This window comes from Bradyrhizobium sp. 155, assembly GCF_023101105.1.
GTDB classification, from domain to species: domain Bacteria; phylum Pseudomonadota; class Alphaproteobacteria; order Rhizobiales; family Xanthobacteraceae; genus Bradyrhizobium; species Bradyrhizobium canariense_D.
The window spans coordinates 1417221-1437800 of record NZ_CP064704.1 but is presented as its reverse complement, the minus strand read 5'-3'; the positions used below and the strand labels follow the sequence as shown (position 1 = coordinate 1437800).

22 protein-coding genes and 1 pseudogene are annotated in these 20580 nt (G+C 63.9%); 8 read left to right on the top strand and 15 right to left on the bottom strand.

The genetic code is table 11. The features are described from left to right. Positions 1-12: 12 nt before the first annotated feature. On the bottom strand, positions 13-2700 hold the full coding sequence (locus IVA93_RS07035) for a sensor domain-containing protein (RefSeq protein WP_018453827.1): 2688 nt from the start codon (positions 2698-2700) through the stop codon (positions 13-15). Positions 2701-2902: 202 nt separating this feature from the next. Between IVA93_RS07035 and IVA93_RS07030 the strand changes: the two genes are divergently transcribed. Beyond that, positions 2903-4006, top strand: coding sequence for an NAD(P)/FAD-dependent oxidoreductase (locus IVA93_RS07030; protein ID WP_018453826.1), 1104 nt, complete (start codon positions 2903-2905; stop codon positions 4004-4006). Between the two features lie 167 nt (positions 4007-4173). Here IVA93_RS07030 and IVA93_RS07025 read toward each other — a convergent pair whose 3' ends face one another. Together IVA93_RS07025 and IVA93_RS07020 are read right to left on the bottom strand one after the other, a co-directional pair. After that, positions 4174-4353, bottom strand: a complete 180-nt coding sequence (locus IVA93_RS07025; protein ID WP_007596254.1) for a YdcH family protein — start codon at positions 4351-4353, stop codon at positions 4174-4176. Positions 4354-4464: 111 nt separating this feature from the next. After that, complete coding sequence (locus IVA93_RS07020; RefSeq protein ID WP_240543946.1) at positions 4465-4611, bottom strand: hypothetical protein; 147 nt, start codon at positions 4609-4611, stop codon at positions 4465-4467. Positions 4612-4680: 69 nt separating this feature from the next. Between IVA93_RS07020 and IVA93_RS07015 the strand changes: the two genes are divergently transcribed. The 3 genes from IVA93_RS07015 (at position 4681) to IVA93_RS07005 (ending at position 5498) form a co-directional block, all read left to right on the top strand. Next, positions 4681-4887: a YdcH family protein gene (locus IVA93_RS07015; RefSeq protein WP_007596255.1), complete on the top strand. Its 207-nt coding sequence runs from the start codon at positions 4681-4683 to the stop codon at positions 4885-4887. A gap of 118 nt (positions 4888-5005) precedes the next feature. Further along, positions 5006-5224 carry a hypothetical protein gene (locus IVA93_RS07010; RefSeq protein ID WP_007614210.1) on the top strand — a complete coding sequence of 73 codons (219 nt, stop codon included), beginning with the start codon at positions 5006-5008 and terminating at the stop codon, positions 5222-5224. Positions 5225-5246: 22 nt separating this feature from the next. After that, entirely contained in the window at positions 5247-5498 is a 252-nt protein-coding gene (locus IVA93_RS07005; RefSeq protein ID WP_007614211.1) for a hypothetical protein, read from the top strand. Here the strand turns inward: IVA93_RS07005 and IVA93_RS07000 are convergent, their stop codons facing one another. Further along, a complete protein-coding gene (locus IVA93_RS07000; protein ID WP_018453822.1) occupies positions 5499-6260 on the bottom strand; it encodes a GGDEF domain-containing protein in 762 nt (253 codons plus the stop codon). A 141-nt stretch (positions 6261-6401) separates the two neighbouring features. Here IVA93_RS07000 and purE point away from each other — a divergent pair, with 141 nt between their 5' ends. After that, complete coding sequence (gene purE, locus IVA93_RS06995) at positions 6402-6890, top strand: 5-(carboxyamino)imidazole ribonucleotide mutase (RefSeq protein WP_007614214.1); 489 nt, start codon at positions 6402-6404, stop codon at positions 6888-6890. Then, positions 6887-7993, top strand: a complete 1107-nt coding sequence (locus tag IVA93_RS06990; RefSeq protein ID WP_018453821.1) for a 5-(carboxyamino)imidazole ribonucleotide synthase — start codon at positions 6887-6889, stop codon at positions 7991-7993. The genes purE and IVA93_RS06990 overlap by 4 nt, the downstream gene beginning before the upstream one ends. A gap of 36 nt (positions 7994-8029) precedes the next feature. On the opposite strand, the gene aqpZ is transcribed toward IVA93_RS06990, so the two are convergent. Further along, positions 8030-8752, bottom strand: coding sequence for an aquaporin Z (gene aqpZ / locus IVA93_RS06985; RefSeq protein ID WP_018453820.1), 723 nt, complete (start codon positions 8750-8752; stop codon positions 8030-8032). 260 nt (positions 8753-9012) lie between these two features. On the opposite strand from aqpZ, the gene rpsU reads away from it, so the two are divergent. Next, entirely contained in the window at positions 9013-9327 is a 315-nt protein-coding gene (rpsU, locus tag IVA93_RS06980) for a 30S ribosomal protein S21 (protein ID WP_007614218.1), read from the top strand. 125 nt (positions 9328-9452) lie between these two features. Then, positions 9453-10103 (top strand): tetratricopeptide repeat protein, encoded by a 651-nt coding sequence (locus IVA93_RS06975; RefSeq protein ID WP_026232602.1) that lies wholly within the window; start codon positions 9453-9455, stop codon positions 10101-10103. Positions 10104-10130: 27 nt separating this feature from the next. Here the strand turns inward: IVA93_RS06975 and IVA93_RS06970 are convergent, their stop codons facing one another. The 10 genes and pseudogenes from IVA93_RS06970 to IVA93_RS06925 form a co-directional block, all read right to left on the bottom strand. Beyond that, positions 10131-11093, bottom strand: a complete 963-nt coding sequence (locus IVA93_RS06970; protein ID WP_247789733.1) for a hypothetical protein — start codon at positions 11091-11093, stop codon at positions 10131-10133. Positions 11094-11185: 92 nt separating this feature from the next. Then, complete coding sequence (locus tag IVA93_RS06965; RefSeq protein ID WP_018453817.1) at positions 11186-11470, bottom strand: cupin domain-containing protein; 285 nt, start codon at positions 11468-11470, stop codon at positions 11186-11188. Positions 11471-11504: 34 nt separating this feature from the next. Next, positions 11505-11760, bottom strand: a pseudogene (locus tag IVA93_RS06960) (ionic transporter y4hA); the annotation flags it as partial. A gap of 110 nt (positions 11761-11870) precedes the next feature. Further along, a complete protein-coding gene (locus IVA93_RS06955) occupies positions 11871-13352 on the bottom strand; it encodes a sodium:proton antiporter (RefSeq protein WP_026232601.1) in 1482 nt (493 codons plus the stop codon). After that, positions 13306-14103 carry an alpha/beta hydrolase gene (locus IVA93_RS06950; RefSeq protein WP_018453814.1) on the bottom strand — a complete coding sequence of 266 codons (798 nt, stop codon included), beginning with the start codon at positions 14101-14103 and terminating at the stop codon, positions 13306-13308. Before IVA93_RS06950 ends, IVA93_RS06955 begins: the two co-directional genes overlap by 47 nt. Positions 14104-14273: 170 nt before the next feature. Next, positions 14274-15671 carry an NAD(P)(+) transhydrogenase (Re/Si-specific) subunit beta gene (locus tag IVA93_RS06945; RefSeq protein ID WP_018453813.1) on the bottom strand — a complete coding sequence of 466 codons (1398 nt, stop codon included), beginning with the start codon at positions 15669-15671 and terminating at the stop codon, positions 14274-14276. A gap of 42 nt (positions 15672-15713) precedes the next feature. Further along, positions 15714-16031 (bottom strand): proton-translocating transhydrogenase family protein, encoded by a 318-nt coding sequence (locus IVA93_RS06940; protein WP_018453812.1) that lies wholly within the window; start codon positions 16029-16031, stop codon positions 15714-15716. A gap of 11 nt (positions 16032-16042) precedes the next feature. Continuing rightward, positions 16043-17170 carry a Re/Si-specific NAD(P)(+) transhydrogenase subunit alpha gene (locus IVA93_RS06935; RefSeq protein ID WP_018453811.1) on the bottom strand — a complete coding sequence of 376 codons (1128 nt, stop codon included), beginning with the start codon at positions 17168-17170 and terminating at the stop codon, positions 16043-16045. Between the two features lie 137 nt (positions 17171-17307). Continuing rightward, positions 17308-17460 carry an aa3-type cytochrome c oxidase subunit IV gene (locus IVA93_RS06930; protein WP_007596280.1) on the bottom strand — a complete coding sequence of 51 codons (153 nt, stop codon included), beginning with the start codon at positions 17458-17460 and terminating at the stop codon, positions 17308-17310. A 185-nt stretch (positions 17461-17645) separates the two neighbouring features. Beyond that, positions 17646-20531 (bottom strand): patatin-like phospholipase domain-containing protein, encoded by a 2886-nt coding sequence (locus IVA93_RS06925; RefSeq protein WP_247789732.1) that lies wholly within the window; start codon positions 20529-20531, stop codon positions 17646-17648. Positions 20532-20580 lie beyond the last annotated feature (49 nt).

The window sequence follows — 20580 nt, the reverse complement described above, 5'->3', positions numbered from 1 at the left end:
TCGAAAAACGCTCTAGCCGGTCTTGAGCGCAAGCTCCATGACTTCGGCACGACCGACGAGGCCGGCATATTTCCCGATCGGCAGTGGCTTGCCGAGCAGATAGCCCTGCACGCCGTCACAGCCTTCCGCGGCGAGGAAGGCGAGTTGTTCCAGCGTCTCGACGCCTTCGGCGACGATCGACATTTCCAGGCCATGGCCGAGATCGATCACCGCGCGCACGATCGCCGCCGATTGCGGGTTGCGGCCGAGATTGATGATGAAGGCGCGGTCGATCTTGATCTTGTCGAACGGGAACGCCTGGAGATAGCTCAGCGAGGAATAACCGCTGCCGAAATCGTCCATGGAGATGCGCACGCCGAGCGCCTTGAGCCGGCGCAGCAGCGCCAGACCGCGATCGAAGTCCTCGATCAGCACGCCCTCGGTGATCTCGAGCTCGAGCCGACCGGGTGCGAGACCCGTCTCGAGCAGGATGGAATGCACGAGCCCGACCACGTCGCCGTGCATGAACTGCGCCGGCGACAGGTTGACCGCGATCTGAAGCGGCTTCGGCCAGGACGCGGCCTCGCGGCAGGCTTCGCGCAGGATCCACTCGCCCATCTCGACGATCAGGCCGCTTTCCTCCGCGATCGGGATGAATTCGGCCGGGGAGACCTGGCCGCGCACCGGATGCTGCCAGCGCGCCAGCGCCTCGAAGCCGATGATCTCGCTCTCGGCGACGCTGTGGCCCGCTGCTCCCTGCGGCTGGAAGGCGAGCGAGAGCTCGCCGTTCTTGATCGCCATCGAGAGATCCTGGTGCAGCACGCGGCGATCGCGGATCTGCTGGTCCATCTCCGGCTGGAACAGGCTGATCGTGCCGCGCGACTTCTGCTTGGCGCGGAACAGCGCCGCGCCGGCATTGGCGAGCAACGAGGCGGCGTCGGCGCCGTTGTGCGGGAAGATCGACATGCCGGTGGTGACGCCGGCGCGGACCGGGCGGCCGTCGATCTGGAATTCCTTAGCGACGGCATCACCGATCTGCTGCGCCAGCGCGAGACCTGCATCCGGCTGCTTACCGTCGATGATCAGGCCGAACTCGTCGCCGGACAGGCGCGCCACCACGCCGCCGCGCGCGGAGTCCTGGAGCCGCTGGGCCACCTCGACCAGGAGCTTGTCGCCGTGCGCATGACCGAAGACGTCGTTGACCTCCTTGAGACCGTCGAGATCGACGCACAGAACCGCGAACTCCTCGCCGGTGCCCTCGCAGGCCTCGATCATCTGGGTCAACGCCTGCAGGAAAGCGGCACGGTTCGGCAAATCGGTGAGGCCGTCGTGATAGGCCATGTGCGCCATGCGCGACTCGGTCTGCCGGCGATCGGTGACGTCCTCGTGGGTCTTGATCAGATATTGCGGCTCGCCGGTGTCGCTCAGCACGGTGGCGCGGCGGGTGAGGAACAGCCGCAGCCCGTCCTTTGTGGAGATCGGGTGCTCTTCGGTGATCATCCCACGCTTCTTGATCGCGGCTTCGTCGCGCGCGATGATCAGCTTGGCTTCCTTGGGATTGAAGATGTCGGACGCGGTCAGGCCTGTGGCTTCCTCGCGCCTGCGGTTGAGGATCGTCTCGGCGCTGCGGTTGGCGAGCAGGTAGCGGCCGTCCTTGACCTGCTCGACGATCAGGGCCACCGGGATGTTGTCGACCACGAGCTCGAGGAACTTCTTCGTGCTCTCCAGCTCCTTCGACAGCGAGCGGCGATCGGTGATGTCCTCGAACACGAGCATCAGGAATTCGGGCTTGTTGCTCTCGTTGCGGACAACGATCCGGATCGAGGCAACCATGCGTCGCTCACCGGCGCGGTCGACCTCGAATTCGTTGCGAAACTGGCCGTCCGGCGAATCGAGTGCCGTGCGGTCGGTCGCCTCGATGCTGTCCGCCGAGATCGGCGCAAACAGCTCGCGCGCGTTCTTGCCGACGACATGGTCGCGCGAGAAGCCCCAGAACCGCTCATAGGCGCTGTTGGCGAAGATGTAGCGACCATCCTCGATGTTCTTTGCGGCCACGCAGGCCGGCACGTTGTCCAGCACCGTTTCCAGGAACTGCTTGGTGGAGGCGAGCTGCCGCGACAGCCTGCGCTGCTCGCTGACGTCCAGATGCGTCGTCACCGAGCCGCCGTTGGGCAGCACGAAATATTTCACCAGGATGGCCCGCCCGTCCGGCAGTTCGGTGATCAAGCCGTTGGTGCTTGCCGCCTTCTCGTAGAACTCGTCGTTGGAGGCGGCGCCGAGCACCCCGCGCTTGCGTCGCAGCTCAAGGAGTTCGTAGCCGTTCATGTTGGCCCAGAGATCCGACCGCGCCAGGCCGTAAATCTCGATATAGCGGTCGTTGCAGAAGATGACGCGCCGCTGCGCATCCGTCATCACCACGCCCTGGTTGAGATTGTTCATGGCGGAGGAGACGAAGGCATTGCGCCGCAGCTGCAGACGCCTGGTCCGGCGCAGCGAGGAATGGATCCACAGCGCGATCGCGGCGAAGAACGAACAGATCACAATTCCCGCGATCAGGGCTTCCCAGATCACGTTGGGATCAAGCTCGCCGAGATAGCTCGGAGGGGTGAAGCTGTCTGAGAGGGCAAAGGCGCGCGCAGGCGCGACCGCTGCGGCCAGGCACACGACGGCCTGCACCGCAATCGGAAGCGCGCTGCCCGCGTGCCAGTTCTTCTCAGCCATCAGCCACCCGCGATTTCAACGTCGGATTGTCTGGCCTCGCGAGTTTGGATCGGGTAAACGCCTGTACGCGCAACGGAACAATGTGGCATCAAATACGGCAATTGCCCTGACATGATAAATGCTTCCTTAACGGAAAAAGCCCCCGCGTCGCCCTCCCCAGGCGTGGGGCCATCGTCGCTTCGAGCGGACGTCCTGCACGACCATGGATAGGGTGGACTGCGTCGTCATCGGAGCCGGCGTGATCGGGCTCGCGGTGGCTCGAAAGCTGGCGCAAGCCGGGCGCGAGGTGATCGTGCTCGAGCAAGCCGAGGCCATCGGCACCATCACCTCCTCGCGCAACAGCGAGGTGATCCATGCCGGCATCTACTACCGCGCCGGAAGCTGGATGGCGCGCATGTGCGTCGACGGCAAGCACGCGCTCTATCGTTACTGTTCCGAGCGCGGCATCCCGCACAGGAATTGCGGCAAGCTGATCGTCGCGACCAATCCGAAAGAGACCGAGAAGCTGCAATCGATCAAGGCGCATGCCGAGGCCAACGGCGTGCTCGACATGCAGTTGCTCACGGGTGATGCGGCACGTGCGCTGGAGCCGGCGCTCGCCTGTGACGCCGCGCTGCTGTCGCCGTCGACCGGCATCATCGACAGCCACGCCTACATGCTCTCGCTGCGCGGCGAAGCCGAGGACGCGGGCGCGGCCTTCGCGTTTCACACCCCGCTGATCCGTGCCAAGGCGACCGCCGGCGTCATCGAGATCGAGGCGGGCGGCGAAGCGCCGATGACGCTGCAATGCAGCCTCCTCGTCAACGCCGCCGGGCTCTCGGCGACCACCGTGGCGCGCAACATCGAGGGCATGCCGCTGGAACGGATCCCGACGGCCTACCTCGCCAAGGGAAACTACTTCAGCTGCAATGCCAGGGCGCCGTTCTCGCGCCTGATCTATCCGGTGCCCGAGCCCGGTGGCCTAGGGGTGCATCTGACGCTGGACATGGCCGGGCAGGCCCGTTTCGGCCCTGACGTCGAGTGGATCGAGACGATCGACTATGAGGTCGACCCGTCACGCGCCGAGCGCTTCTACCCGGCGATCCGCAAATACTGGCCGACGTTGCCTGACGGTGCTCTCATGCCGAGCTATTCGGGCATCCGCCCGAAGATCGTGCCGCCGGCGGTGGCCACGCAGGATTTCTTGATGCAGGGCCCGCGCGATCACGGCGTCGAAGGCCTGATCAATCTGTTCGGCATCGAGTCGCCCGGATTGACGTCATCGCTCGCGATCGCGGATCACGTCGCCGAGCTCGCAAACATCTAGTGGTTTAAAGCGAATTGGATTCCGGTTGCGCGTAAAGAACTGCGTCCAGACAAGACGCTGGAGCCGCGCAAATCCTTGCACGCTGCGCGCCTTGCAGCAGGGATGAGCGCAAAGGCTCCCATCCCTGCCTGAAAGGGTGCGATCAACTCTACGCTGTTACGGGGTTACTAGTGGAGCGTGTCGCCGTGCCTGAGACGCTCGATCTGGTCCTTGACCATCAACTTCCGGCGCTTCAACTCAACAATTTGCAGGTCGTCTGTTGAAAGGTGCACGAGAGCTTCGTGCAATTCGTTTTCGAGAGTTTTGTGCTTCCGTTCCAATTCAACCAGATGTGCCTGAATTGTCATTCGAAACCTCCTCGGTAGGGGTGAACCTTGGATTCGACCGGACGAGGAAGTGTACATCACCGATTTGTTCTGTCGATGGATATCAGTCGTCGCGCTGTCATTTTTAGAAATTCATATGTAACGAAGCGTGAGTAAGGGAACCACGCGGGAAAAATCCGTGATATCAATGCGCTTGCGCAACGCCGGAGCGACCGCAGAAATATCTCGCGGGAGATCGGCGCGCGACAGCCCGAGATCGCTTGCGATCACGGCGCGCAAGGACGATAGTTTCCACAGGGCATCCACAGCCTTAATCTCACGCCTATCGGTTTTTCGGCCACCGCAGACATGACCAATGAAGATGCGCGCGAACTCGAATCCGAGCTCGCCCGGTTGCACCAGGAACACCGAGATCTCGATGTGGCGATCGATGCACTGCATCAATCGCCCGCCCCCGACCTGTTGCGGTTACAGCGGTTGAAGAAACGCAAGCTGTTGTTGCGTGACCGTATCGCGTTCATCGAAGACCAGATCACGCCCGACATCATCGCCTGATCCACGGGTAGAACTTTACGGCGGCCCCGCCGCACGTAAATCCGCTTGACTCGAAAGGAACAAAATAAGAACATTTGAGCACCCAACACCCCGGGGAAACCGTCTAAGGAAAATGCAGATGTCGGCAACCGCCCTTCTCGACAACAGCCATTATGAACAAGCCTGCGATCAGGCGATCGCGATGTGCGACGGCAATCTGCGCAGCACCATCAAGGCGCTGATCATGGCCAATGAATATCTGGAGGCCGAGCTGGAAGAATTGCAGGCGGCGGTTTCCGCAGGCTGCATTCCGGAGACCTCGCGCAGCAAGATGCGGAGCAAGAGCAGCGCCGCCTGACTGTCAGCTATCGGAGCCGACCATGTCCGATGTCACCTATTACGTTGCATTACCTTTCCTGACCGACGAGGACGGATCGCCGGTCGCGGGTGCGGCCGAGGAATGCCAGAGCGCGGCGGCCGCGCTACGGCGCGCCGAGATTATGTCGCACGGCGCCGGCCACACCGGCGCGGTCGCGTTCAGCCGCAGCGGCGATCCCATGACCGGCGAATTCGGGGACGCAAAACTGCTCCGCAGCTTCGGCGACGTACCGAAAGACCTCGGCACGCTTTAACTAGCTGCTGACGAGCCTGATGTGCGGCTCGTGCCGCCGGTGCGCCTTGCGCACATACATCGCGGCATCGGCCTCCTCCAGGGCGCGCGTGGCGTCGGATTGCACTCCGAGCAGGGCGACGCCGGCGGAAGCGCCCGCGCTCACGTGCTGGCCGCGAAAGACAAAGGACAATTCGTCGATGGCCTGCTCGAAAGCCGCGGCCTTCGCCTTGGCGTCGGTCTCGCTGAGATTCCAGAGCAGCAGCGCGAACTCGTCGCCGCCGAGCCGGCCGACCACGTCCGAAGCGCGGATCTGCCGCGTCAGCGTGGTGGCAATCGCCTTCAGGACCTCGTCGCCGGCCGCATGGCCGAAGGAATCGTTGATCGGCTTCAACCGATCGACGTCGAGCACGATCAGCGCCCCGCTGGCGCGGTAGCGCTTCATGTAGGCGACGGCGCGGGCGAGCTCGCGTTCGAAGCCGCGCCGGTTCGGAATTTCGAGCAGGAAATCGGTGTCGGCAGCCGCCTCGAGCTCCGCGACCCGCCGCAGCGCCCCCCTGAGCTTGCTCCGGAGCTCGCGGATGGTCGCGTTGATGGCCGGCTCGATGGCCGCTTTGGCCCCGTCATCGGCAGACGCTGCCCGCTGCGACGGCCTGGTCGGACGCCGCGCCGGACCCTTGATCCGACGCTTGGCCGGACGCTTGAGAGCAACTTTGGAGCGGCCGGCACTGGGCTTCGGGCCCTTTTTGGCCTTCGCAGCGCTTGCCCTTTTTGGTTTCTTCATGGGCATCCTGCTCAATGAAGGCTTGCGGGGATTCACCAAGACAGGATAGTTCATTCCCTTCTCCTTGCCACCGCCTTGCGAGCCACCGGCCGGAACCTTTAGTCTGGCCTATCTTTCTGTTTTTCGAGAACAATTCACGTCATGACCGCGCCGATCGCCATCATCATGGGAAGCCAGTCGGACTGGGACACGATGCGGCATGCCGCCGACACGCTCGCAGGGCTCGGCGTTGCCGCCGACACCCGCATCGTTTCGGCCCACCGCACCCCCGACCGGCTGTTTACGTTCGCCAAAGGCGCCAAGACGGCTGGTTACAAGGTCATCATCGCCGGCGCGGGTGGCGCAGCCCACCTGCCCGGCATGGCGGCGGCTCTGACGGAATTGCCCGTGTTCGGCGTCCCCATCGAATCCAGGACGCTCAAGGGCATCGATTCGCTCTATTCGATCGTCCAGATGCCCGCAGGCATCCCGGTCGGCACCCTCGCCATCGGCAAGGCGGGCGCCATCAATGCGGCGTTGCTGGCGGCGGCCGTGCTGGCCTTGTCCGACCCGGCCTTGTCCGATCGCCTCGCCGCCTGGCGCAAGGCGCAGACCGAGGCCGTGGCCGAGCGCCCGGAGGACAAGGCGTGACTGACGCAAAGCAGGTGAAGCTGAAGCCCGGCGACACCATTGGCATCCTCGGCGGCGGACAATTGGGGCGGATGCTGGCCATGGCGGCGGCCCGGCTTGGCCTGCGCTGCCAGGTGTTCTCGCCCGATCCGGACTCACCGGCCTTCGACGTCGTCCTGAATGCGACCTGCGCCGAATATGCCGATGTCGAAGCACTCGAGCTGTTCGCCAACGACGTCGACGTCATCACCTACGAATTTGAGAACGTGCCGTCCGCGGCCGCGATGGTGCTGGATGCGCGCCGCCCGGTGCTGCCCAACCGCAAGATCCTCGAGACCACCCAGGACCGGCTCGCCGAGAAGGATTTCGTGACGCGGCTGGGCATCGGCACCGCAGCCTACGCCGACGTCACCTCGGTCCCGTCATTGCGCGAGGCGATCGCCAGGATCGGCCTTCCGGCGGTGCTGAAGACCCGTCGCTTCGGCTATGACGGCAAGGGCCAGGCCATCATCCGCGAGGGCGACGACGTCGCGAAAGTGTGGACCAGTCTCGCCACCAAATCGGCCATCCTGGAAGCCTTCGTGCCGTACGAGCGTGAGATTTCCGTGATCGCCGCCCGCTCGGCCACGGGCCAGGTCGAGTGTTTCGACGTCACCGAAAACGAGCACCGCGACCACATCCTGAAGATCTCCCGTGCGCCCGCCCGGATCCCGGACGTGCTCGCCGAGGAAGCGCGCAGTATCGCCGGCAAGATCGCGGGCGCGCTCGATTATGTCGGCGTGCTTGCCGTCGAGATGTTCGTGCTCGCCAACGGCACCGGACCCAAGGTGCTGGTCAACGAGATCGCTCCGCGCGTGCACAATTCCGGACATTGGACGCTCGACGGTGCGTCCGTCTCGCAGTTCGAGCAGCACATCCGCGCCATTGCCGGCTGGCCCCTCGGCAAGCCCGTGCGCCACGGCGAAGTCGTCACCATGACCAATCTGATCGGCGACGAGATCAACGAATATGACAAGTGGCTGAGCGTCGCGGGCGCAACGGTGCACATCTACGGCAAGGGCGCGCCGCGTCCGGGCCGCAAGATGGGACATGTCACCGAAGTGCGACCCACGACCGGCAAATAACGGGACCGCGGCGCATGCCGCGATCCCGCTTTGCAGTTATGCCGTCTTCGCGCCCGCGACGACGCCAGTGGGCTCTTCGCTGAGCCAACGATAGATCACCCCGCCCAGCGCGCCGCCGATCAGTGGCGCAACCCAGAACAACCAGAGCTGCGACAGCGCCCAGCCGCCGACGAACAGCGCGGGCCCCGTGCTACGCGCCGGGTTCACGGAGGTGTTGGTGACGGGGATGCTGACGAGATGGATCATCACCAGCGCGAGCCCGATCGCCAGCGGCGCAAAGCCGGCGGGCGCGCGGCCGTGAGTCGCGCCCATGATGATGAACAGGAACATCATGGTCATGACCACCTCGGTGAGGAAGCACACGATCATGCTGTACTGGCCGGGAGAATGGGCATCGTACCCGTTGGACGCGAACCCCTTGCTGACGTCGAAGCCGGGAGCTCCGCTTGCGATGACGTAGAGCAGCCACGCGGCCACGATCGCGCCGGCGACCTGCGCAATCACATAAGGCAGGATCTGTCCGGCCGGAAAACGTCCGCCGGCGGCAAGACCGACAGTGACGGCCGGATTGAGATGACAGCCTGAGATGTGGCCGATCGCATAGGCCATGGTGACCACGCTCAGTCCGAACGCGAGGGAGACACCGACCAGACCGATGCCAACCTGCGGAAAGCCGGCTGCGATCACCGCACTTCCGCAACCTGCGAATGTGAGCCAAAAGGTACCGATAGCTTCGGCCGCGTATTTCTTCATATCCATGTGTCGTCCCCTGCTTTCAAAGATTCCGGAACAAAGCTCCGGAAACGGCCCCACCCTTGGCGTCAAATCTCCCAAATCAGGGCCGCACAGAGGTATTTTGCCTCATTTAATGGCTGAACTTGGCCCGAAAACCCGCTTGGCCGGTGGACATCCCAAGTTTTGTCTGATACATCCGCGCCCTCAAGGTTAAGGGCTTGTGCGTTTCGCCATCCCCTTTGACTTACCAGAATTCAAATCCGATCCACTGAAGAGGATGCCGCGTGCAGGTTCTCGTTCGCGATAACAATGTCGATCAAGCCCTCAAGGCGCTGAAGAAGAAGATGCAGCGCGAGGGTATTTTCCGCGAGATGAAGCTCCGCGGTCACTACGAAAAGCCCTCCGAGAAGAAGGCCCGTGAAAAGGCCGAAGCCGTGCGTCGCGCACGCAAGCTGGCCCGCAAGAAGCTGCAGCGCGAAGGCCTGCTGCCGATGAAGCCGAAGCCGGTGTTCGGTGCTGGCCCCGGCGGTGATCGTGGCGGTCGCGGCGGCCCGGGTGCAGGCGCAGGTGCAAGTGCTGGTCCGCGCGGACCGCGCTGATTTACCCGACTTGAGAGATTTCAGTTTTCGATGACGCGGGCCCCTGGCCCGCGTTATTGTTTTGTGAGCGGTGCCTTGCTGGGATGGGGCACTACCGATGCGGCACTAGCGCGAGCGAACCGTAGATGGCCTCCCCTCTCCCCAAGCGCGGCTTGGCGCGGCTACGGCAGATCTTGCAGCAGCCGTTTGCGCTGGCCTTGATGGGGATTTCGCTATGCGGCTGCTCCTTCGACCTGGGGTCGCTGACGCCGGAGAAGGAGAAGCCGCAGGAGGCACCCAAGGCGGCCACGACCGCTGAGAACGTGGTCAGCGCCGGCAATGTCAGCGAAGCCCAAGCCCATACGGCAAAGGCCCAGGCTCTGGCAAAGTCCGGCGAGACGGCGGCCGCGCTCGATGAATTCAATCACGCGGTCGGACTCGATCCGTACAACGCGCAGGCGCTCTATGGCCGCGCCCTGATCTACCAGGGCAAGAACCAGCACGACTTCGCCATCGCCGATTTCAGTGCCGCGAGCGGCCTTAACCCGCAGAAGGTCGAGCCGCTGCTCGGCCGCGCCACCAGTTATCTCGCCGTCGGCAAGGTCAAGGAGGCCGCGGCCGATCTGGATGAGGCTTCCGAGGCCGATCCCCACAATGCCCAAGTCTGGACCATACGCGGGCAAGCCTATGAACGGCTGGGCGACAGGACCAAGGCGGCGGCGTCCTACACCAAGGCGGTCTCGCTTCGCCCACGCGACGACGCCGCCCGCAGCGGCCTCGCCCGCGTCGGCGGCTGACGAGTCTGGCGCAGCGCGGGCGCCGTCTTAATCCGGGGTGACGCTCTTCGGCAGAACGGAGTGGAACATGGACTTAACGCCCGACAGCATGTCGTCGGCGACATTGGTCTTCGGCCGCGGCATCGACGCGCCGGCATCGGCGCGCAGATCGAGCGGGGGCGCAATCATCGGGACCGGAATATCAGCCGGCGGCGTCAGCCGATTCGGGTTCTCGTTGCCGACCGACGCCGTGTAGGGCGGGCTCGGCTGCGACGAGCCGCCATTGCCATAGGCCTCGGCTGCGGGTGTCGAGACCGTGATCGGCGGCGGCAACGGACGCACCGATGACGTATCCACGGGAATGATACGCGGGGCCTCCGGAGTGCGGGCGGCTTCACGCACCGCAGGCTCCTGAGTCTTCTCGGGCGCCTTGGTCTCGGAAGACTTATTGTCGGAAGCCTTTGTGTCGGCAGCCTTTGTGTCGGAAGCTTTGGCCTCAGCCGCTTTGCTCTCAGGCGACTTGCGCAGGCGCTCGATCGCGGCGCGCACGAGATCGTTGGCGTCGGGGGTTGCGGCCGGCGCGGCAGCAGCGGGCGCCGAATTGGCCTCCACCACCGGGGCGGCGGGAGCGGCTGCACTGACGGCCGGCGTGGACTTGGCGACTGCCTTCTCGCGACCGGACGGCTTGCCGCGCGGGGCGGCCTCGGCCGGTGCCACGTCCGCCGTCGAGGTCTTCGACTCCGCGCCCGGATGATCGGCAGCCTTCTCGGCCGCCGGCTTGTCCGTCACGTTCTTCTCGGAGATGCCCTTGGCCTTGACGCCGGGCGCGGGGAGGTTGGCCACATCGGCGGGCTTGCCGTTCTTGCCGGCCTCGGCGGGCGCCCTCACGGCCGCGGGCGCATCCGCCGCCGGCTTGGCGTTGATGTAATGATTAACGATATACGCCCCGATGATCGTTGCGAGCACCGAGGGGAAGATGTCCATCGAGATTTTAGCGATGTATTTCAGCATTCCGGCCACTCCCCGCGCGATCTGATGCGGGAACTTTGAGGCATAGTGAGGGATCAACTGCGACGGATCAATGGCAAAGGGGTACGCCGGACTTACGACTTCAGCTCAACCTCAAGGAACACGATCTCGGTTGCGGTTTCGTTAAGCACGTCGTGCTGGACGCCGGCCTTGCGAAAATAGGATTTCCCGGCCGCAAGCTGTGCTTTGGACCGCTCGCCATCGGGCGCCACGATGGTCATTTCCCCTCCGACCACGGGAACAATGACGTAGTCCATGCCATGGGTGTGATGCCCGGTGGCGCTGTTTGGCGCGAGCCGCCACTCGGTCACCCGAACCTGCTCATTGTCGACCTGAACCTCGGACTCGGCGGCAAGCATCGGAACTCTCCTGGGGCATATCCGGAAAACCGGTTCAGGGCACGAAAACCACGAACACGTAGACGGCAAATACCACCTTATGGACCAGCCCGAACAGGACATTGGTCCTGCCCGTACCGAAGGTCAGCATGCTCAGGAAGAAGGTCAGGAGCAAAGGCAGGCGGCGCGCCGATCCTGGCCGCGACGGCATCGACCACCAGCGAGAATTTCTTGGACAGCAACACGACCGCCAGCAGCGCAATCAGCAGCAGCACGACGCTGAGCACCAAGGCCCGGCCCGACAGATGCGCCTCGCACGGCCAGCGCCGGAAAGATCCAGGCCGATCGAGGCGTCGGATTGTGCGCGCTCATCCATCGGCTCCAATTGTCTCAGCCGAGCAGTAGCAATCGCGCGGCAGATTCAATGCCAGCGCAGGATCGGAGCGAACGGCAGCAGCGTCAGCAGCACGAACAGCGGGATCAGCACCGCGCTGGCGCGCAGGAAATAACCGAAGAAGCTCGGCATCTCGATGCCGTTCTCGCTGGCGATGCTGCTCACCATGAAATTCGGCGCATTGCCGATATAGGTAAGCGCGCCCATGTAGACTGCGCCCATGGAGATGGAGGCGAGCGTGCCCGAGAGTTCGTGCATCAGCATCTGCGGGTCGCCGCCGGCGAGCTCGAAGAACAACAGATAGGTCGGCGCATTGTCGAGGAACGCCGACATCAGACCGGTGAACCAGAAATAGGCAACCTCGCGCGGCGTGCCGTCCGGAGCGGTCACGGCCGACAACAGCCAGGCGAACGCGCCGTGATGGCCGGCATCGAGCATGGCGATGACCGGGATGATCGCGATGAAAATGCCGGCGAACAGCTTTGCGACTTCGCGGATCGGCTCCCAGGTGAAGCCGTTGGCCTGCCGGTGCTCGTCCGGCGTCAACCACACCGACAGGCCCGCTATGGCCAGCAGCGCCGCGTTCCGGGCGATATCTTCCAGCTCCAGCCTGGTTCCGAGAATGTCGAAAGCGATGCCGGGCTTCCACATCGCCGAGGCCAGCAGGCTCGCGACGATGGCTGCAATCAGCACCAGGTTGACGAGGCCGCGGATGCGGACCGGCTTCGCGGCGCCGGCGGCGCCGAGCAAGGGTTCGCTGCGGAAGCGCCAGACGTCGATGACGACGAAGATCGCGAGCAGCAGTCCGGCAACGATCGCCGTCTGCAGCCAGATGGTCCGCGTGGTCCAGAAGAAGTCGACACCATGCAGGAAGCCGACGAACAGCGGGGGATCGCCGAGCGGGCTCAGCGCGCCACCGACATTGGCGACCAGGATGATGAAGAAGATGACGACATGGGCGTTGTAGCGCCGCGGTCGGTTGGCGCGGATCAGAGGGCGGATCAGGATCATGGCCGCCCCCGTGGTGCCGACGACACTCGCCATCACCGTACCGAGCGCGAGGATGCCGGCATTTGATGCCGACGTCGCCTTGATGTCGCCCGTCACGAGAATGCCGCCAGCCACGACATAGAGCGAGAACAGCAGCACGATGAAGCCGAGATATTCGGCGAGCATGGCGTGAACGAGCGCCGCCAACGTCGCCATGCTCCCGGCCAGGATGACGAGCGAGGCGAGTGCCAGCAGCGACCAGGCCGCGGCGATCTTGCCGTAATGATGGTGCCAGACTTTTGCAAACAGCAGCGGCCCGAGAGCGATCGACAGCAGGAGGCCGGCAAAGGGCAGCGCATACGGCCAGCGCATCGCCGCGCCGTCGAGCCCGGTCGCCGCCCATGCGTGCTGTGGCAACAACACGACGAGGATCGCGGCGATGAACCCGCTCGCGCGCCGAACGACAAGCCGTCTAGAAAGCAATGAAGTGCCTCGCCGTTTCAATCGCACCGAACGCATCGAGATTGTCGTGTCCACCGCCCGCAAAGCGAACGAACTCCTTCGGTTCGTGCGCAAGCGCGAACAGACGCTCTCCGAACACGATGGAAATGGCAAGGTCATCGGTGCCATGCATCACCAATAGCGGCACAGTGACGCGCGGGATGCGCTCGTCGGAATGAAATGGATCTCGCATCAGCAGGCGGACCGGAACGTACCAGAACGATGAAGCTGCAATATCGGCCGTCGATGTATAGGGCGCTTCCAGGATGAGTTTTCCAACACGATGCTCCGAGGCGATCGCGACCGCCACGCCGGTCCCGAGCGAAAAGCCCCACGCGACGATTCGCTCCGCCGCGTAGCGCGCGGTGGTGAAGGCGTAGGCGGCCGCGGCATCGCGCAGCAGGCCCGCCTCGCTCGGCGCCCCGCTCGAGCCGGCATAGCCGCGATAGGACAGCGCGACCAGGCCGGTGCCGTCCGCCGTCATGGCCTTGAGGCGGCTGACGCGACCAGCGAGATAATCGCCATTGCCCGGAAAATACAGGATCACGGGGCGGCCTGGCTTCGCCGGCACGTGCCAGACGATGACATTCTCGCCATCGGAGGTAGTCAGGACGTGCTCTTCGGCCTCGGGGAAGCCTGCGGCGTCCGGCGTGGTGCGACCGACGGGCGGGATCGGAAACAGCATCTCGCGCTGCCTGACATACAGCACGAGGAGACCGGCGCAATAGACGGTCACGAGCAGGATGGCGATCCATTTGACGATGGTCATGATGACGCGACCCGGCCCCTGTTCAGGGTTTGCACCGGCTCGGCAGCAATTTCATGACATCGCCCGAGGCGGGCCGGAACGTCACGGCAGCCGCACGCCGCCTGGTGAGCGGTGTGCCACGCGACGCGCTGCTCGCGCGTCGCATTGGCAATGGCCCGCTTGCCTCCGCGCTACATCGCCTTGACGATGTTCTCGGTGACCTTCTTGGCGTCGCCGAGCAGCATCATGGTGTTGTCGCGATAGAACAGCGGATTGTCGATGCCGGCATAGCCGGAAGCGAGCGAGCGCTTGATGAACATCACGGTGCCGGCCTTCCAGACCTGGAGCACCGGCATGCCGTAGATCGGCGAGGTCTTGTCCTCTTCGGCCGCCGGATTGGTGACGTCGTTGGCGCCGATCACGAAGGCGATATCGGCCTGCGCGAATTCGGAGTTGATGTCCTCGAGCTCGAACACCTCGTCATAGGGCACGTTGGCCTCGGCCAGCAGCACGTTCATGTGGCCGGGCATGCGGCCGGCGACCGGGTGAATGGCGTATTTCACCTCGACGCCTTCTTTCTTCAGGATGTCGCCCATTTCACGCAGCGCATGCTGAGCCTGTGCCACCGCCATGCCATAGCCGGGCACGATGATGACCTTCTGCGCGTTCTTCATGATGAAGGCTGCGTCGTCGGCCGAGCCGAGCTTGGCCGGCTTCTGCTCGCCGCCGCCACCGCCGGCCGCCGCGGTCTCGCCGCCGAAGCCGCCGAGAATGACCGAGATGAAGGAGCGGTTCATCGCGTGGCACATGATGTAGGACAGGATCGCGCCGCTTGATCCCACCAGCGCGCCGGTGATGATCAGCGCGGAATTGCCGAGGGTGAAGCCGATGCCGGCCGCGGCCCAGCCCGAGTACGAGTTAAGCATCGAAATCACGACCGGCATGTCGGCGCCGCCGATCGGGATGATCATGAGGACGCCGAGCGCCAGCGCGATGATGACGATCAGCCAGAAGTCGAGCGCGCTGCCCGTCATGACCAGCCCGACGATGAAGACGACGAGCGCGATCGCGAGCGCAATGTTGATGATGTGGCGGAACGGCAGGATGATCGGCGCACCGCTCATGCGCGCGGACAGCTTCAGGAACGCGATCACCGAGCCGGTGAAGGTCAGCGCGCCGATGGCGACGCCGAGCGACATCTCGACCAGGCTCTGCGGATGGATGTTGCCGGGGCTGCCGATGTCGAAGGCCTCCGGCGCGTAGAACGCACCGGCCGCGACCAGCACCGCGGCCATGCCGACCAGCGAATGGAACGCGGCGACCAGTTCCGGCATTGAGGTCATCGGCACCCGGCGGGCAATCACTGCGCCGACGCTGCCGCCGATCGCGATGCCAAGGATCACGAGGATCCAGGCGAGGCCGTCCGCCGGCGGATGGCTGGCCAGCGTGGTGGCGACCGCGATCGCCATGCCGATCATGCCGAAGAAATTACCCTGCCGCGATGTGGCGGGGCTGGACAGCCCGCGCAGCGACAGGATGAACAGCACACCTGCCACGAGATACAGAACTGCAGCCAGATTGGCGTTCATCTCAGGTCCCCTTTGTCTTTGTCACCCCGAGGTGAACGCCGCTCACTTCACCTTCTTCTTGTACATCGCCAGCATGCGCTGGGTGACAAGGAAGCCGCCGAAGATATTCACGCAGGCGAAAATGAGCGCGATGAAGCCGAAGCCGCGCGCCCAGCCCGAGCCGCTCGAGATCATGCCGACCCCGACCGCGAGCAGCGCACCGACCACGATCACCGAGGAGATCGCATTGGTCACGCTCATCAGCGGCGTATGCAGCGCCGGGGTCACCGACCACACCACGAAATAGCCGACGAAGACGGCGAGAACGAAGATCGACAGCCGGAAGACGAAGGGGTCGACGACCTGTGCAACATGCTCCATGGCGGCTCTCCTTACGCTTTCGGCTGGAAGTTCGGGTGGATGACGGCGCCGTCCCTGGTCAGCGCGGTCGCTTTGACGAGCTCGTCGTCCCAGTTCACGGCCAGCGCCTTGCTGGTCTTGTCGACCATCGTTTCGATGAAGTTGAACAAATTGCGCGCGTAGAGGCTGGAGGCCGACGCCGCGACGCGGCCGGCGACGTTGGTGTAGCCGACGATCTTGATGCCACCGACATCAGCGACCTCGCCCGCCTTGACGCCTTCGACATTGCCGCCGCGCTCGACGGCGAGATCGACCAGCACTGATCCCGGCTTCATCGACTTGACCATGTCAGCCGTGACGAGCCTCGGCGCCGGCCGGCCCGGAATCAGCGCGGTGGTGATCACGATGTCCTGCTTCTTGATGTGCTCGGCGGTGAGCGCGGCCTGCTTGGCCTGGTATTCCTTGGACATTTCCTTGGCGTAGCCGCCGGCGGTCTGCGCGTTCTTGAATTCCTCGTCCTCGACGGCGAGGAATTTTGCACCGAGCGATTCGACCTGCTCCTTGGTGGCGGGCCGGACGTCGGTCGCGGTGACGACGGCGCCGAGACGGCGTGCGGTCGCGATCGCCTGGAGGCCGGCGACGCCGACGCCCATCACGAACACTTTGGCGGCGGGCACCGTGCCGGCCGCGGTCATCATCATCGGGAAGGCGCGTCCGAAGGCCTCGGCGCCCTCGATCACGGCGCGGTAGCCGGCGAGGTTGGCCTGCGAGGACAGCACGTCCATCACCTGCGCGCGCGTGATGCGCGGCATCAATTCCATCGCGAAGGCGGAGACACCGGCATCGGCGATCGTCTTCAGCGCGGCCTCGTTGCCGTAGGGGTCCATGATGGCGATGACGAGCGCGCCGCGCTTGTACTGCGCCAACTCGGAGGCTTCAGGGCGCTTCACCTTGATGATGATGTCGGCGTCCTTCAGCGCGTCGGCGCTGACGGTGGCGCCCACGGCGGTGAATTCGGAGTCCGGCAGGCCCGACTTGAGGCCGGCGCCCGGCTCGACGGCGATCTCGGCGCCCAACGCCTTGAACTTCTTCACCGTATCCGGCGAAGCGGCGACCCGCGGCTCCGACGGATCGATTTCCTTGGCAACGGCGATCTTCATAGGCCCTCCGGCGACGCGGGAAGAAGCGCGCACGCGAACTTAGCGTTACTCCCGCAACGTTGGATACCGGTTTTCAATCCGGCTTGATTGCAAATTTTATAGGCACCGACGACACTGGCGGTGCTGCAGGGGATGAATCAGGTCAGGAAGATCGCCATCAGGATCACGATAAGCGCGACCGAGACCGTGCCGTACTTCACCAGCTTGATGAAGCCCTCGTAGGTCTGCTCGTGGGCAACGTAGTCGTTGCCGTCGGCGGTGCTGTACGCCACTTCGCTATGGTCAGCCATGAATTGTCCCCAGTCGAAAGTCGAATTTCGTGGCTGGGATACCGCAAACTTCCGGGCAGGGCAACGGCACGGAGGCGCGGTTTCCCGGCAAATCAGGTCATTTGGAATTCCAATGGGCGGGAATTCGGCTCAGACCGGTGATCCGCCCGTCAGAGGCGGTCTCCGATGCCACGAGCCGAGGCCTCTCAGCGCAGGCCGAGCGCACGGCGGACTGCGCCGATCGGCTCCACCTTGCTGTCGCAGAAGTTTCGCTTTGCGCAGCGTTCTCCCGGAACGTTGACGACGATTGCATCCGCGCCGGCATCCTCGGTGAGAAAACCGTGGCTCATGTGGAAACCCAGCGCGCGGTAGACCTCGAACTGCTCCTCCGAGAAGAACTGGTCACCGGTGGTTTCATGCGGGAAGGTGTCGTTGCGGCGTGCATAGTCGCGGATGTAGTCGTTCTCGTCTCCGGTCAGGGACGACTTGATGTACACGAGGTACCCCTTTTCCCCCGAGCCGTAGTCGATGGTGCCGACCGCCACGTGCGGTCCGCCCGCCGTGCGCCGGGCCGGGGATTTGGTTGCGTTGCACTTCATCCACTCGAGCGTGGTGTTGCGGATCGGCGTCCACGGCAGATCGATGATGATCCCGAGATCGATGCGCGCATAGCGCTGCAGCGTCACCAGGGATGAGAAATTCATGGGTGCATCGGCTTCGGCGTCAACCGCGATGATCACCTTGCAGCGTCGTCGCAACAACTCGTAGACACCGACATTCTCGATGTGTCCGCCGTCCGTCAGGTAGACCGCATCGGCATTCTCGTAAAGCCGGCCCGAGATCTCAGACCATAGAAACAAAGGGGTCGAGTGGTGCTGCGGCTTGTCCTTTGTCGAGACCCAGCGCGGGTTCTTCAACCAGTACCCCAGGCGCACGTTGAGGAGCGCCAGGGTCGGGGTCAGCGAGCGGATCGAGCCCGAGCCCATGTTCGACGAAGCAGCGGCCCCGGAGATTGCCATCGCGGTCGCAAGATCGAGGCCCGGCGCGACCTTCTCGAATGCCGGTGTATTCGCATAGCCAGTGGCCTCGCTGCCGACGTGCAGCGGCGAGAATATGAAGAAATCCGCGTTCCGTCCCCGCCGATTGGCGAAGTCGGATCCTTGGATGTTCAGCGCGGCGTTGATGATGGGATATGGCGAGGCCAGGCTGCATTTTTTCGATGTCGCGACCGTCATCGCTCCCGCTGGATCGACCCCGTAGACCATCTGATGTAACAGACCGCTCAGCTTCTCCTCGTCGAGCGGAAGGAAATCCCTCCCCTGGTCCAGGCTCGGCATGTTCCGCGACGGCTCCCCGTCGGCGTAATAGAGCGGATTGAACAAGAAGGCCTTGCTGAGGCGATCACGATAGAGCCGGTGCAACGAATTGGCATTCGGCCCGAGAACCCACGACAGGCCGAACATGGCCGAGCCCGACAAGAAGTAGAGCAGCATCATCCGCCAGCTGACACTGTTGCCGAACTGGTACTTCGACCAAGTGAATTTGTCCGGGGACTGCAATGACGCAACGGAAAACAGCCATGCGGGAATGTGCGAGATCGGCCCCACCGGCTTGGAGACGACGACCTTCGCTTCGCGATTGGTGATTTCGGCCGAGAGCTTGCGGGTCGCCGAGTCAAACTGGACATTTCCCTTGACATCGACACCGGCCGCGGGCGGCACGGGTTGCACGCCAGCCGCTCCCCACTCCTCGATCATGGGGTATTGACGGTAGGCGGCGTCGAGGGTCTTGTCGTTCGCGATGCCCCAATAGCAAAGATAGAGATATCCGACCCAGATCAGCAAGGGCAGCGCCAGTCCCGCGACAAGCACGGCTGCTTTCGCCGCATGGGCGAGCAGGCGTGATCCCAGGTCCGAGGCGCCGGCGCCCTTCAGCAGGTCGGCGAATTGCTGCCGGAACAGCGTGACAGCCGCCGCAACCGGCGCAGTGATGGCCGCAAGCGATTGGACCCACTTGATTGCAACGCCGCCAATGATGCCGCCGGACTGAGTCGTGTTAGCGTCGGCGACATCGAACATCTGGGCGATCATGAAGGGCTGAAATTCGAAGAAGCAGATGGCGGCAAGCAGAACGAGATAGGTCGCGCCGACCGTCGACGGATAGCCGCGGAATTCACCTCCCTTGGTCGACGAAATCGATCGCAGCACTGCCCAGCCAAAGAAAAGCGCAAGGCCGAGCAGGACCGCTGCAAGCGAAAGGCCAAAGTGATCGACATTCAGGCAGCTGGCGATCGCACAGATGAGACCCATCGCAAACGCAAGACCGGCCAGGTACCGAAACAGCTCGCGCCGCCCGACTTTGAAAAGGCGCCCGACCAACAAAAGCAGCAAAGCGACAACAAGGCCGACAAGAAAGAAGGCAGGCATCAATCCCAGGCTGGAGAGGGGACCAAGATTGTGGGTGTCGTCGACGCTCAGGCCGAAGAAATTGGTCGTATAGAGTGACGAGCGTGCGGCGTTGGACAGGATCGTGATCACTGCAACGAGCAGTACAACCGGCAGCGTCAGGCTCAGATTGGCAACGAGTCCACGCACGACGATTGCGACGCCGGTGATCAGGTCGCGCGCGCCGGCCGGAACGAGATAGTTCGAGTAATTCCGGATATGGCCCACCGCAGGCGTGTCACTGATCTCATTTGCGCTCTCGGCTCCAGGTGTCGGCGTGCTTCCGAAGACGAAATTCTGCGCCCGCGTCATGGTCGCCGTAAACGAACAGCCGGTGTAACCGCCGCCCGATACGGTCGACAGATAGTCGATGTGCTTGATGAGCCCGTGGTGATTGAAAGCCTGCAAGACGCCGAGGCAGATTGCGGAGGATCGGATCCCGCCGCCTGACAGCGCAAGGCCGACCGTGTCGATCGCCTTTTCGTCGCCAGGGTATGCAACGGGATCCATACCCTGGGCTAGGCGGCGGTTGTTGATGGCTGCGAGCTCGCGCTTGACGATCTTCCGGTGCTGCGTCCCCCACAGCTGCTGTTCCCCCACAGCCCGTGGCGGCTCCACCTTGGGGTCTGGGGCACTGATCCTGGCCATGTTCGCCTCCCTGGCCGAGCACACGCGACGATCAACGATCACAGATTGC

Excerpts from the sequence above, each read along its gene's own strand:
- IVA93_RS06930 (WP_007596280.1), bottom strand. The coding sequence starts at position 17,460 with ATGGCTGACCATAGCGAAGTGGCGTACAGCACCGCCGACGGCAACGAC.
- IVA93_RS06940 (WP_018453812.1), bottom strand. The coding sequence starts at position 16,031 with ATGGAGCATGTTGCACAGGTCGTCGACCCCTTCGTCTTCCGGCTGTCG.
- IVA93_RS06950 (WP_018453814.1), bottom strand. The coding sequence starts at position 14,103 with ATGACCATCGTCAAATGGATCGCCATCCTGCTCGTGACCGTCTATTGC.
- IVA93_RS07005 (WP_007614211.1), top strand. The coding sequence starts at position 5,247 with ATGTCCGATGTCACCTATTACGTTGCATTACCTTTCCTGACCGACGAG.
- IVA93_RS07015 (WP_007596255.1), top strand. The coding sequence starts at position 4,681 with ATGACCAATGAAGATGCGCGCGAACTCGAATCCGAGCTCGCCCGGTTG.
- aqpZ (WP_018453820.1), bottom strand. The coding sequence starts at position 8,752 with ATGGATATGAAGAAATACGCGGCCGAAGCTATCGGTACCTTTTGGCTC.
- IVA93_RS06935 (WP_018453811.1), bottom strand. The coding sequence starts at position 17,170 with ATGAAGATCGCCGTTGCCAAGGAAATCGATCCGTCGGAGCCGCGGGTC.
- IVA93_RS07010 (WP_007614210.1), top strand. The coding sequence starts at position 5,006 with ATGTCGGCAACCGCCCTTCTCGACAACAGCCATTATGAACAAGCCTGC.
- IVA93_RS06925 (WP_247789732.1), bottom strand. The coding sequence starts at position 20,531 with ATGGCCAGGATCAGTGCCCCAGACCCCAAGGTGGAGCCGCCACGGGCT.
- IVA93_RS06955 (WP_026232601.1), bottom strand. The coding sequence starts at position 13,352 with ATGCGTTCGGTGCGATTGAAACGGCGAGGCACTTCATTGCTTTCTAGA.
- IVA93_RS07000 (WP_018453822.1), bottom strand. The coding sequence starts at position 6,260 with ATGAAGAAACCAAAAAGGGCAAGCGCTGCGAAGGCCAAAAAGGGCCCG.
- IVA93_RS06945 (WP_018453813.1), bottom strand. The coding sequence starts at position 15,671 with ATGAACGCCAATCTGGCTGCAGTTCTGTATCTCGTGGCAGGTGTGCTG.
- IVA93_RS07025 (WP_007596254.1), bottom strand. The coding sequence starts at position 4,353 with ATGACAATTCAGGCACATCTGGTTGAATTGGAACGGAAGCACAAAACT.
- IVA93_RS07035 (WP_018453827.1), bottom strand. The coding sequence starts at position 2,700 with ATGGCTGAGAAGAACTGGCACGCGGGCAGCGCGCTTCCGATTGCGGTG.
- purE (WP_007614214.1), top strand. The coding sequence starts at position 6,402 with ATGACCGCGCCGATCGCCATCATCATGGGAAGCCAGTCGGACTGGGAC.
- IVA93_RS07030 (WP_018453826.1), top strand. The coding sequence starts at position 2,903 with ATGGATAGGGTGGACTGCGTCGTCATCGGAGCCGGCGTGATCGGGCTC.
- IVA93_RS06970 (WP_247789733.1), bottom strand. The coding sequence starts at position 11,093 with ATGCTGAAATACATCGCTAAAATCTCGATGGACATCTTCCCCTCGGTG.
- IVA93_RS06965 (WP_018453817.1), bottom strand. The coding sequence starts at position 11,470 with ATGCTTGCCGCCGAGTCCGAGGTTCAGGTCGACAATGAGCAGGTTCGG.
- IVA93_RS06975 (WP_026232602.1), top strand. The coding sequence starts at position 9,453 with ATGGCCTCCCCTCTCCCCAAGCGCGGCTTGGCGCGGCTACGGCAGATC.